The organism is Pseudomonas machongensis, assembly GCF_034961125.1.
In the GTDB taxonomy this organism is placed as follows: Bacteria; Pseudomonadota; Gammaproteobacteria; order Pseudomonadales; family Pseudomonadaceae; genus Aquipseudomonas; species Aquipseudomonas machongensis.
This window is the reverse complement of sequence record NZ_JAYFUI010000187.1, coordinates 229,370-242,414: the sequence shown is the minus strand read 5'-3', so window position 1 is coordinate 242,414 and position 13,045 is coordinate 229,370. Positions and strand designations below refer to the sequence as shown.

7 protein-coding genes are annotated in these 13,045 nt (G+C 63.9%); 3 read left to right on the top strand and 4 right to left on the bottom strand.

Going from position 1 to position 13,045, the window contains the following annotated elements; genetic code table 11:
* Nucleotides 1–3: 3 nt before the first annotated feature.
* Nucleotides 4–1,164 carry a GNAT family N-acetyltransferase gene (locus tag VA602_RS19925; protein WP_323454089.1) on the top strand — a complete coding sequence of 387 codons (1,161 nt, stop codon included), beginning with the start codon at nt 4–6 and terminating at the stop codon, nt 1,162–1,164.
* Nucleotides 1,136–1,897 carry a ChbG/HpnK family deacetylase gene (locus tag VA602_RS19920; RefSeq protein ID WP_323454088.1) on the top strand — a complete coding sequence of 254 codons (762 nt, stop codon included), beginning with the start codon at nt 1,136–1,138 and terminating at the stop codon, nt 1,895–1,897. The genes VA602_RS19925 and VA602_RS19920 overlap by 29 nt, the downstream gene beginning before the upstream one ends.
* On the opposite strand, the gene VA602_RS19915 is transcribed toward VA602_RS19920, so the two are convergent.
* The 4 genes from VA602_RS19915 to VA602_RS19900 form a co-directional block, all read right to left on the bottom strand.
* Nucleotides 1,894–2,247 carry a hypothetical protein gene (locus tag VA602_RS19915; RefSeq protein WP_323454087.1) on the bottom strand — a complete coding sequence of 118 codons (354 nt, stop codon included), beginning with the start codon at nt 2,245–2,247 and terminating at the stop codon, nt 1,894–1,896. The two genes, VA602_RS19920 and VA602_RS19915, sit on opposite strands and share 4 nt — an antisense overlap.
* Nucleotides 2,248–2,383: 136 nt before the next feature.
* A complete protein-coding gene (locus VA602_RS19910) occupies nt 2,384–3,694 on the bottom strand; it encodes a hypothetical protein (protein ID WP_323454086.1) in 1,311 nt (436 codons plus the stop codon).
* Nucleotides 3,695–3,761: 67 nt separating this feature from the next.
* Nucleotides 3,762–4,646, bottom strand: coding sequence for an Ig-like domain-containing protein (locus tag VA602_RS19905; RefSeq protein WP_323454085.1), 885 nt, complete (start codon nt 4,644–4,646; stop codon nt 3,762–3,764).
* A gap of 72 nt (nt 4,647–4,718) precedes the next feature.
* On the bottom strand, nt 4,719–8,768 hold the full coding sequence (locus VA602_RS19900; protein WP_323454084.1) for an RCC1 domain-containing protein: 4,050 nt from the start codon (nt 8,766–8,768) through the stop codon (nt 4,719–4,721).
* A 297-nt stretch (nt 8,769–9,065) separates the two neighbouring features.
* Here VA602_RS19900 and VA602_RS19895 point away from each other — a divergent pair, with 297 nt between their 5' ends.
* A complete protein-coding gene (locus tag VA602_RS19895) occupies nt 9,066–12,950 on the top strand; it encodes a leucine-rich repeat domain-containing protein (RefSeq protein WP_323454083.1) in 3,885 nt (1,294 codons plus the stop codon).
* The last annotated feature ends 95 nt before the right edge of the window (nt 12,951–13,045 follow it).

Genomic DNA, 13,045 nt, shown 5'->3' with positions numbered 1-13,045 from the left:
CCCATGGCCCTGCAACTGAGCTGGTGCGCCTCGCTGCGCACCCCCAGCTTCCCCGCCGCCGGCTATGAGGCGCTGCGCCAGCGCGTGGCCGGCAGCACCCCGTTCAATCACCTGGGCTGGCTGCGCGCCGCCGAGGCCGCACTACAGCCGGGCCAGCAACTGCAGATCCTGCTCGGCCACCTCGATGGCCGCCTGTGCCTGTGCCTGCCGCTGGTGCGCGAGCGCCAGGCGGTCGGGCCACTGAATGTCCCGGTGGTGCGTCACCTGGGCCACCCGCTGAGCGACCGCATCGCGTTGTTGCTCGACCTGCCAGCGCACCACGCCACACAAGTGCTCCAAGCCATCCGCAAGCACCTGCCCCATGCGCTGCTGCAATTGAGTGAAGTGGTGCAAGGTGGCGATGAGGACTGGCTGCGCCAATGGGCTGCGGCCTGTTCGACCTTCGAGCGCCGCCTGACCTGCCGTGTACCGGTGCACCGCATCAGTGAAGCCGACCGCCAGGAGGTCAGTGGCGACCCACGCTACAAGCTGCGCCGTGCACGCAAGCGCATTGCAGCCTGCGGCGCGCAGGTGCGCCGGGTGGTCGCCGACCGCCACAACATCACCGCCCTGCTCGATGCGATCAGCGCCGTGGAAGCGGCGAGCTGGAAAGGCGACGACGACGTCGGCATCTTCTCGGGCAGCCAGCGCCGCGAGTGGATGTACCACGCCTTCACAGAGCTGGCTGGCGAAGGGTTGGTGTGCCTAGTGTTGCTGGAGCTGGACGGGCGCTGCATCAGCTACCGCCTGGGCCTGCTCGAACACGGTCGCATCTACGACTACAACCTGGCGTTCGTGCCCGAACAGCGCGAGCTGGGCAGTGGTCGGGTGCTGCTCGAAGAGTGGATCCACTGGGGCCTCGACGAGGGCTGGAGCTGGGTCGACGCCTCGCGGGTAAGCCTTGAAAACTCCAGCCACCAATTGCATGAACGCCAGACCGGCCAGGTCGAGCAATGGCGCCTGAGCGGCTACAGCTGGCGCCCCGACGGCATCGCCCTGGGCCTGGCCCTGCGTTGCTGGCGCTGGCTCAAGCCGCGCCTGCGCAAGGCCGACAGTGCAGCCACCGTCACCCCGAACCCCACACAGGAGCGAACGGATGCCATCCCAGGTCATAGTCAACGCTGACGATTTCGGCCTCAGTGCCCCCATCAACGCGGTGATCCTGCACGCGTTCCAGGCCGGGCTGATCAGCTCGGCGACACTGATGGCCAACATGCCGGCGTTCCAGGCCGCGTGCGTACTGGCCCAGCAGCCGGCGTTGAAGGGCCGCATCGGCCTGCATTTCAACCTGACCTACGGCCGCCCCCTGAGCCAGGCGATCCTCGCCGAACCGCGCTTCTGCACCGCCCAGGGCGAGTTCGACCTCGGGCTGCGCCAGCGCACCCTGCGCCTGTCACGCAGTGAGCGCGAGGCGGTACGCGAGGAGCTCGAGACCCAATGGCAACGCTGTGTGGCCCATGGCGTCATGCCCAGCCACCTGGACTCGCACCAGCACGTGCACAACATCTGGCCGGTCGGTGAGGTGGTCGCACGGTTTGCCCGTGAGCAGGGCGTGCCGGTGCGCCTGGCACGCAACCTGGGGCGCAACATCGGCCCGGCGAAGCGGCTGTTCAAGACGCTGCTGAACTGGCGCCTGCGCCAGTTGAGCGGGGCCACTGCCGACTACGTGTGCACCCCCGCAGACCTGAAGGCGGGCCTGGCGCCACGCGAGGGGGTGCTGGAAGTGGTCGCGCACCCCAGCGCGCTGGGCGGGCATGATTTTGGCGATGCCTACCTGGAGCGTGGGGAATCGTTGAAGTCGTTGATCGATGCGCGCTTGGAGGACGTACCGCGAGTGGGTTACGCCGCCGCGCTTTAGGTACCGACATTTCGAGGGGCGAGCAGTCGCGCTGGAACCCACCGCCCCTGGCCGGGCTGTCGCGCCAACGGATCGAGCGTCTCTTGCTCGTCGAAACCTTTGGCTAATGGCGCGTCGCTCATTCTGGCCACCCCAAGAGGTTCTGGTCTTGCGCCACAAAGGTGAACACCTGGCCATTGCCATTGGCCAGGTTCACACGCACTGTGATAGGCGCGCTGGTCTCGTTGGGCCGCCAGCAGTTCACCCGGCCGGTTGCCGCCGTCATCGCCTTGCACGCTGTAGTCCTTGCCCTGAGCCATGGCCTCGAAGCGGTTACTGAAGATGTAGCCACTGGGCTCGCTGGCACTCATTCCCCCACGTCATGGCGCAACCAACTGAAGCGCTCGGCGCCCAGGCAACGGGGGCCAGCAGGCAAGCCAACAGCGCACAACAAAGAGACAGCCACGGCACTCTCATGGGGAAACCTCTGCACTATGCAGGTTGTGATCAATTGAGGACCTGGTCTTCCAGCCGATAAGTCACCAATTGCCCCTCTACCGCTGCCGGGCTGAATTGCAGCACGGGAAGATAGCGACGGGTTTCCTCGATGTACTGGCGCTGAAACTTTTGAGCGCCCTCTATTCCGGGCCGCGGCCCTGGCGAATAAACGGCGTCGCTATAGATGAAGGCTTCCAGGGGCAACTGCGCCGGCACGTCCTGCGGCCAAGCCGCCAGCATGGATTCGTTCCAGCCAATCGCGTCATTTACGCCCTGGCTGCGAATATCGATAGCCAACTGAAATGACTCCGGGTCGGTGGCGAACGAGCAGGTGTGATGGGGTGAGTTTCGATACCGGGCTAGCCAAAGGGCCACGGTGTTGAGTCCCAGCGAGGCGCAGGTCGAACGGAAGGTGCAAGGGCTGGTCTGCCCGGCTGTACTGGCGTCGAAGGGGTAGATGCACATCAAGGGTAGCGGCTGGGTCACCGGGTAGTCCGAGGGAAAGAGGATAAAGCCCTGGTTCTTGTAGGTTTTGCTCACGTTGCCATCTTGGGAGAACCAGGTAAACGAAACGCCCTGGTTAGGGTTGTCGGTCGGCACCGGGTTCCAGGCCTTGTACTGGTCATTGTCGACCGTGCGCACCCACACGCCCTGGCAATAGAAACGGGCACGGCCACCCGGGCATTGCAGGTCAGTCTTGGCGAAGCGCTGGTTGATCGCCGAGGCCACTTGATAGCCGTTGTACAGTTGTTCGCGCTGGTCGAAGCCAAAGCCATCGCCCTCCATGCGCAGCAGTGGCAGCCAGCCACCGGTGGCCTTGAACCATTCGAGCTGCGCGCGTTGCCCCCTGAGCAGGCCGCCCACCTGTGCCGGGTCGAAATACAACGCCTCCACCGCCAGTTGCCCGGGTACCGAGGCGTCCCAGTTGCGCACCTGCACGTCATCCGCCGCCGGTCGAGCACTGACCTCGTAGGGCTTGCCCTGGGCCAAGGCGTCGAAGCGGTTCATCAGCACGTAGCCGGTGCGCTGCGGCAATGGCCCTGTGTTGCCGTCGCGGCGCAGGTACACGAACAACTCGCTGCCGCGCTCGGTGCTGTCGGTATCGTGCTCCCAGAACTTCACCGGGTGCAGCTCGGCCATGGGCCTGACCAACACACCACTGCAGGCGTAATCCGGCTGGTTGCCGGCACACCGCTTGGGCGTCGCGGCCATTCGCTGGTTGAGGGCGGTTGCGGTTTCCGGGCCGTTCAAGGCCCAGGCGCTGGCAGATAACAGACAGCACAGCAGCGTGCCGCGCAGGAGCAGCCACAGGTATCGCATAATCGAACTCCTTACAGAAGTGGGCGGCGGAGGTTCGCCGCCCCTTAGCGATGAGGCACTCCGCAGGTCAACCGATACCGGCGACCTGACGCAGGATGTTGACGTCAGTGCTCTCTGAGGTCAGGACCTGGGTGTAGGGGTCATAGGTCCAGGCCGTGCCGCCACCGAGCGAGGCCCCCCAGATGGGGTAGTTCGGCAGGCCCAGGCCCGCCATCTGTGCGCCGTATAAACCCTGGAGCGTGATGAAGTCCGCCTGGGTCGGTAACTGCATGCCCACGCTCTTGCACAAGGTGTCCGCGCTTTGCCAGGTAGAGCCTTGACGCGCGAGAAACTCTAGGCCGCGAATCCCCTTGACCGTCAGCACATAGCTCTGCGGCCCGCCAGGCGATTGCGCGGTGATGGTGGCCTGGCCGTTGCGCAACGCGGTGACCTGGCCTTGGTCGTCCACCGTGGCCACGCTCTCGTCGTCGCAGGCGTAGCTGGTCGCGCCCGGAGCGGCCCGGGTGAAACGCAAGAACGCCGGCAACTCGCCAGGCAGCTTGAGCTCACCGTCGAGGTACACCGGCGTAAAGCGCTGCGCCGTCAGGTCGAACTCATAGGCTCCAGCGAACCCCTGGTCGATCTGAAACGCCAGCTCGGAGCTATCCCCTACCGTACTGATCCGGTAGAACACCTTCACCTGGGCCCCTAGGTTGTCGGTGAAATGCTGCTTGGGAATACGCAGCGTGATGGGACGCCCCGAAGAGCCGATGGGCAGATCCTGGGTGAAAAGCTCAGTTCCTTCGGCAAGGGCCAGCACCAACGTGAGGGTCCTACCGGCATGTTCCGCCCCCACTGTCATGACCACCGGGGCACCGTTGCTCGGTACCTGGGCCGGGTCGAGCTTGCCATCGGCCACGTTCACCATGGAGGGTGCGGCGAGGTCGTTCTGCGCTGCTCGTACTGTTTTCATATCGTGCATCGTGTGCTCTCCGACACCCTGGCGCCGTCGGGCGCCAAGGTGCTCATCCAATTATGCAAGGGATCAGCTGAAGTCACGCAGCTCGTTGTCCGCAGCCTCGATCGCGCCCAGGGTCGGATCAGGGCGGCCCGTCAGTAGCCGCCCACCAATGACCGGCTGCGCGGCCGAGCTATCGCCCCCACCTGGGCCATTGCCCCAGGTGACCACGCGCCCGTCGCGGGTCAGTGCGGTAAAGCCGTGGCTGTTGGCATACACCGCCCTCACCTTGGTCAACTGCGCCGCCACGGCACTGGTATCGCCACCAGAGGCCGCCTGGCCCCAGGCCACCACGGTGCCGTTGCGGCGCAAGGCGGCGAAGCTCCAGGCACTGCCCGTCACTTGGACGATGTCCGACAGTTGCGCGATGTCCGCAGGCACCGTACCTCCATTGGTTGCGTTGCCCCACGCCACCACATGGCCATTGCGACGTCGTGCGCAGAATGCGTGCCAGGTGCTGGTGACCTCGACGATATCGCTGAGCGCGGCAATTTCCGCAGGGACCGTTCCGCCATGGCTGACCTCCCCCCAGGCGAGTACTTGCCCCGCCGTGGTCAGGACGCTGAAAGCTAGAGCCGTGGCACCTTCCAGGGTTTCGATGTCGGTACGTGCCGCGATAGACGCCGGTACCGTTCCGCCATGGGCGGCGTGCCCCCAAGCCACTACGCGCTTGTTGGCCCGCCTGGCGGCGAAGGCTACGAAGTTGCCCTTGACGATCTGGATGTCGCTCAGCGCCGCGATATCCGGAGGCAGGACGCCCCCATTCGAGGCAGAACCCCAAGCGACCAGTCGCCCATTCGCGCGTTGCGCAGCGAAGGCCGTGCCAGAACCGAACACCGCCGTGATGTCGGTTAGCGCGAGGATCTCCGGCGGCACCGTTGCGCCATTGACGGCAACGCCCCACGCAGTCAGTCGGCCGTTGTCGCTTCCCGGCGTTACCTGGAGGCGGCCAACGAACGCCGTGTTGTTGCTGCGCACATCAAGGAATTGCTGCCCCATGTCTTCAGGTCGCATTGTCCCGCCTTCGGCAGCATTGCCCCAGCAGGCCACGGAGCCGTTCTGCAGACGTGCCGCGAAAGCGCTGCGGGTGCCACTGACCTCGACCACATCGTCATAGGTGATCATGGTCGGCGGCACGTTGGCGCCATAGGCCGCAGCCCCCCAACCATAAAGGCTGAACAGACCAGGGGTGGGGTTGTCGAGCATCACTGCATAGGCTGCCATACCCTGAACCTGCGAATCGGTGCCGTTGCCAACGACATTGGCCGGGTTCAGCCAAACCGCATCGGTGGTGCTGCGTACACGCAGAGGCCTTTGAGGTTGACGGTCGAGCCAGGTGTAGCCTGCCGTCCAGGCTACGTCGCCGGCGTACTGCCATTCCACGAGAATGGGCTGGTCGGTAGTCGAGTTGAAGGCACTGATAATCCGTGACGAGCCCGACGCACGGTAGGTACTGGCGCCATAACGGGCACCGAAGATACGGATGAGGCCGACACCGATCACCCGGCTCACGGAGTAGGTATTGGACGGTGAGTTCTCCGGCGGGCCGCCTGCGGCGCGATCAATGCTGTATTCAAGGGTGATAGTCGCGCCACTGCTGGCGTTGATCACCGCATAGGGCACCCCTACACGCAATGCCTGATTGTTACCACCGGTCGGCACAGATACCGGAATCGTCGTACTGCCGCCTGGCGCCGGGCTGATGATCTTGACCGTCACCACATCACGCTCACGTAATTTCGCCAACGCCTCGACGACCACCGTCGCGCCACCGACCACGTCGTCCGGGTTGATATTACCCTCCCTGGCTTCGAAAACGGTCGGCAGTGGCAAGGCGGCGCTTTGCACACGGATCGGCAGAACCGACGACTTGTCCTCTGCGCCAGTCACCCGATAGATCGTGTAGCGGACATTGACGTTGCCATCGACATTGGCGATTACGAAGGCATAGTCGATGGTCAGGTCCAGGAAACCACCATCCGTCAGCGCGAAATCGGACACTGAAGTCACCCCGCCCGGCTTGTCGCCGTCCCAGAAGACCTCTACCTCGTCGCCAGCCTTGAGATCGGCCGTAGCCAGCACCCGCACCGTCGCACCGTCGGTGACATCGATAGGGTTGAGGATGCCGTCCAGGGCCTCCAGAACCTCCGGCGCGGGCAAATCGACGTTCCCGCCGGCACCTATCTGCAACTCCAAGTACCCGGAATAGCGGTCCGGTTGCCCAAGCTCGGTGATCCGATAGCCTACCCGCACAGCGCCGCCATCATTCTCTCGCAGTTGGGTTGGGCTGATCTCGAAGCTGGTCTCGTGCCCCGGATTAACCGGCACATCGTCGTAGTACGACGGCCCCACGGTGGATATCCACTCCAGGAACATGTCCTGGTTCTGCGTCATGTGCGTGTAGGGCAGTACGATGACCTCGATACCCCGTGGATAAGCGTCTGGGTCCAATTTGCCATCGGGAACAAGTGGGCGCGTCGAGGGTGCGGGCAATGCCTCACGTGCTTCACCCACCCGCAGCACTTCATGCTCGGAATCCAGCGGATCACCCAGGTCACGCCGCACGAGTTGGTAGCTCAGGTCGAGAGTGCCGCCGTCAAGCGGGGCCAGGTTGTCAGCGCCTTGAACATAAAACAGCAAGGCCTTGCCCGCCTGGGAGGTAGTGACAGTCTTGGTTTGCGTATGCAGCAGCGGCGTACCGCTGGCACGTGCACCCAGCCAGGTCAATGTCACTATGTCCCCCCGCATGAGGTTCGCCTGCGCAGGCACCTGGACGGTGACCTCGGCCAGTTTGGGGTCCACATTACCCTCAGTAGCCTCGAGCAGGTCAGGTTTGGGCAGCACGGGGACAACACCGGCGAAACTGACGAACGAACGGTTGGAGGGGGTATCGTCAGCGCCACGTGTCCTGACTAACGATGCAACGCCGCGCCCGCCGCCCAAGGCGAACAGTTTGTCGTTGGGAATGCTGAACCGCAGCGTGCGCCCAACCCGGCTTACAACCTGAGCCGGTGGGGTGAATTCTGTGGTTTCGCCGTGCGCGGAGCTACCTAGCCAGGTGACGGTGATCACGTCGCCCCTTGCGAAGTCCGCGCTCGGCGTGTCCACTTCGATTTCCAGCTCAGCATCACCCAGCGCATCCAAGTCGATGACGTCCTCAGGATCGGCGTCAGGATCAGGATTGACGATGTACAGTGCCGGCAGTTGCCCGACACCGACCTTCGTCTTCAGCGTGCTGCGCTCAGACCAGTCGCTGGACTGGTTGTGCACCTCGTCGGTCACCCGGTAGGAGAGCACCAGGGCATCACTGTCGCCTGCGGCCCGAATGGTCGCTTCCGACACAGTAATCAACACAGGTGCCCCCACCTCTGCAGGCTGCACATCGTGGAGCACGGACTCCCCGCCCCAACTCAGGCGGATCTGGTCATACTCGCGCATGTTAGGGTACGCCTCGATCTCCACCTCGACGCCGGCTTTCGCTTGCTCCTCACCGATGACGCCAGAGGGCGGGATTTTGGCTTTCGGCGGTGACAGATACGAATGACCTAGTTTGCCCGGCTCGGGGTCGGTACCGCCGGGGAAAATGAGGCGGGTCAGCACGCTCAGCGGCTTGGACTCGTCTTCGTTACCGCCCCCGGCACGGGTGACCTTGCACCACAGGTCGAAAACCCCCGCCTTCATCTTGCCCGAGGGTACGTACATCGGGAAAACCTGGTCAATCTGCTCTGGGATTTGAAGTCTGTCGGACGCTACAGGGACAGTGTCATCTCCCCAGAACACCTCGATCCAGTCACCAACGCGCATGTTCGAGTAGCGCTGGATGATGATCAACAACCCCCTGGCATTCGTGTGCGCCATCTTGTAGTTGACGCCGACCTGGACACCTGGGGTTTTCACCGAGGTGATCTGCCCTGGGATGTAGATCCGCTCCAGCTCCGCCAGGCGGGCACCGCTCACGGAGGACATACCCCTCTCCTGCGACGCCAGTTGCTGGTTGAAGGCCTTGATCATCTCATCGAGGGTTACCGCGGCGGCGCCCTCGTCGTCTGGCTCATTGAACTGCTCGTCAGTCGGCATAGCTTTCTCCTAATCCCTTGGACCCGGCATGTTTGGTGAGCTAATTAATAGGGCAGTGGCCAACACCGGACAACTGACAGAAATGCCAGGTGACAGCCCCTATCAAATCTACCCAGAATGGCGGCTCCCGCCTTGCGCCAAGATTGTGGCTTTACCCTAACCGAGCCACCGCATGCCCCTGAATCACCTCTGGTTTCCTGGCGATCTTCAAGCTCCATAATCAAGCCCCATCTATTTACCGCCTACGCCATCCATCGATGGCGTCAGCTGTCGCGTTCCACAACAGGAGCGACAGCCATGCCTTCAACTCTCCCCTCCACCCACCAGCACCTCATCACCCAGCGCTTGCCTTCATGGGCGTCAAGACTCAGTGAAGAACAATGGCAAACCTTGCGCGCCAGCACCCTGCCTCTGCAGGGCCTGCCAGGGCAGCACGCCGACGGCTTCGAAAACGCCTTGCCCGAACTGCGCGAGGCCGTGCTGGCCAGCCAGGCGCAGTTGGCCACGGCGCAGCAGCGCCTGGCCCGGACGCTCAAGGGCCTCCAGCAGATCGACGAATTCGCCGAGCCACTGCTCGCCGCGCAATTGAAAGCCGAGCACGGGTTCCAGGCCCCGCTGCGCACAGCGGAGCTGATCCATGTGCATGACCGTTACACCCATGAGGTCTACGTGAGCACCTACGAGCGTCGCACGTTGCTCGAAGCTGCCCTGCACAACTTCGCCGATGACGTCAGTTTCAACATCAAGAGCGCACTGGCCCTGAAGGGTGATACCGAGATCACCGACATCACGGTGACGGGCACCACCACCCTCGGTGACAGCGAAACCCGAGTGCCCTACCCCCTGGCCTCCAAAGCCTTCAGTATCAAGGCGTTGCCGCTTTCACCCGCGGCGTTCGCCAGCACCTGCCGCAATCTCGACCTGGGCCAGCGCTACCAGGAACACCTGCAAGCCAGGTTCAGCCCGCCCAATGTCCGCCCTGCCGCGATCAGGCTCTACCAGAGCAACCTGCAACTGGCGGCAGACCTGGCGCGGCTGCAGCATCGGATCGGCGGCAACGCACGAGATTGCATCCAGCAGTTGCTCGATGACGGATCGGCCCTGCCTTGCCAACAGTTGCAAGTGTTCGGCGTGACGCTGCACGAGGCCCTGCTGATCGATGCCGGTGACGTCGGACTACTGCTGTATCTCCCGGGTCAGGAGGCCGCCGTCCAAGCCTTCAGCAGTGACCAGGCACTGGCCGCGCAATTGCAGACCGACCTTTGCGACCCCGTCTTTCGCAAACGCTGCCTGGCGCTCATCGCCAGCGAGGAACGCCTGCAGTTCCTCGATCGTGCCCGGCAGAACCTCAGCAGCGATGCGCACGCGGGCTATGATCAGGCCTGGGCACTGCCTGATGGCGCCGATCTGCACCTGGAGCGGCACGATATCGAAGGACCGCTGTTCGACTTCCTGTACACCGACCATCTCGCCTGGCTCAAGGCCGAGGCAATGCTGTTCGCCGTGCCCACGGCCCAAGCCGACGAGCAGGCGCGCAAGAAGCGCCTGCAGATGTGGGAGAGCCTGGGCTTGAATGCCCTGATGACCATCGGCATGTTCATCCCCGCAGTGGGTGTACTGATGGTCGCGGTAACGGCCTGCCAACTACTGCATGAAGTCTACGAAGGCTACGAGGCCTGGGATGTCGGTGATCGCGACGAGGCATTCCAGCACCTGAAAGTGGTAGGCCTCAACCTGGCAATGATCGCCGGGCTGTATGTCGGCGGGCAGGTGGTACGCACGCTTACCCGCACACCGTTGCTCGAGAGCCTCGATCCGATCACCCGCGCCGATGGCAGCCAACGCCTCTGGCGCGGCGACCTGACGCCCTACCGTGTCCAGGCCTCCGAGACCACGCCGGAGTCCTTGCACATGGACGGCCACCGATATCTGCGGCGCTTCGACGCACAGTTGCAGCGCTGGCGGCTCGTTCATCCTGATGATCCTGAGGCCTACCAGCCGCTGCTGGAGCACAATGACGAAGGCGCCTGGCGCGCCGAGCACGAACAACCACGCGACTGGCCACTGGCGACACTGGTGAGGCGCCTGGACAGCCGTCTCGAAGCCTTCACCCCGGCGCAACTGGAGCAGGCAGCACGCATCAGCGGCATGGACGAAGCACAGCTGCGCCAGGTACACCTGACCCACGCCAAGACCCCACCGCTGCTGGCCGACACCTTGGCACGCCTGCGCGTGCAACGGCAGGTGGGGCAACACTATCCGACAGCGAGCGCCGTCGAACGTGACAGGCTGTTCGCCGAAAGCTACGAGGCCAGTGTGCCGGCCCATGTCGACGAAGCGCGGATGCTGCAGGACTACCCCAGACTCGGTGCGCCATTGTGCAGGCGCCTGCTCGGCTCGATGACCACGACCGAACAAGCGGCCTGGAGCACAGGTCAGGTCCTCCCCGCACGCCTGGCCAGACTTGCGCAGGGCCTCGAGGCGCAGCTGCCGGTTGTCCGCGGCCTCGAAGGCCTGTACCTGCCCGAGCTGGCCAGCGCGCACAGCGAACGCCTTGCGCTCAAAGCCATGACCGCGCTCAAAGGCTGGCCACAGGATGTGCGCATCGAGCTGCGCGCAGACAGTCCCCATGGGCCTACCTTAGCCGCAGCTGGCCGCCGCTACGCTACGCGCTTGCGGGTCATCATCAAGTCTGCTCAGGGGTACGAGCCCTATCTGGGCGAGCGCCCCGCCCCCACACCCGCCACTGCCGATCTGTGCCAGGCTGCGGTGAAAATACTGTCAGCCAATGAGCGTGCGGCGCTGGCGCTTGAGGCCAGCACCGGTGACAGCCTGCGAGCGCGCCTGACAGCCCTGGTCGACGCCGACCGCCAGGCCTGGGCCCGGCAACTGCGCCCATTCGGCGACTTCGCCTGGTTAAGGCAACAGGGGCTTCGTGGAGGAACGCCGATGGATCCGAACCCTGCACCCGGGATCGAGCCTGAGCCGGCAGTCGTCCCTGCGCCACCTCCTGAACCGATCGACCGGGCGCTTTACCGCCAGGTGCAGCAGATCTACCCCGCCATGAACGACGAAGGCGTCGAAGCCTTCTTTGCCGCGAGTCGCGAGCAAGGAGTGAGCCCGGATCAGGCCGTGGCGTCTCTGAACGCGCAGTACCAAGTAGTGACGGCCAACTTCGCTGCCTGGGCCGAGGGCTCACCTGCCCGAACCCAGGCCATGACGCGACTGCTGAACAGCTGGCGCGGCATGAGTCGACAAGCGCTGGGCGAACAGTGGCTGTTTTCACTGGAGCTGGCCGACCTCGATCTCACCGACGCCGACCTCGCCAGCCTGGAACTCCCCCACCACTTCCCGCATGTCCAGCTTCTTGACCTGGCCCGCAACCCGCAAATCAGCACCCTTCCCGCTTCGTTGCTCGAACGCCTGCCCAATCTGCACACGCTGAGCCTGGAAGCGTGCTCGCTGCAACACTTTCCGCAACTGCGCAACCCGCAAACGCTACGCCTGCTGGATCTGGAGGAAAACAACCTGATCTGGAACGAACAGGCACAACAAAGGCTGAACCAGATGGTCAACCTCAGGACCCTGGACCTCACCAACAATCCGCTGCAGGCAAGCCCTGCTCTGGAAGCCCTGCCCAACCTGGAATCGCTGCTGCTCGGCAATTGCGAACTGAGCGAAATGCCCGCTGGCCTGGCGAACATGCGCAACCCGCACATCGTCAATCTGGGCGAAAACCGTTTCACCGAACTGCCACAGCCGCAACCTCTGCCGCGTCCGCTCGCTATGGTCATGCGGCTGGAAAGCCAACACATGGACGACGGCATGATTGCGCAGCTCAATGCCTACTATGTGCGTTTCGGCGTAGACCTGATGGTCGCCGAGCATGAATACGAAGCCTTGCTGTCCACGGCCAGCGACGAAGACTTCAGCGTCTGGAATCGCCTGCCCCTCCAGTACCGCAGGGACCTGAGGACGCTGATCGAGGATGATCAGTTCAATGCGGCCCCCGAGGCGAACCTCACGGAAATCTGGCGACGCCTTCACCTGATGGATCAAGACGCGGTATTGGGCGAGCAAGCGATTGCCGCGGGGGCCGAGCAGTTGCTGGAACTGCCGTTCCCACCGGCGCCCGAAGCCGAGCTCGCCGAGTCGCCTGAGCCGCCGTCACCAGAAGAGTAGACACCGTGGCCACCCGTCGGCGCCTGTCGGGTGCCGACGGCTTGGCGATGGCGAATCATCGCACTTCAACCAGACTGGAATATTTCCGACAGCAG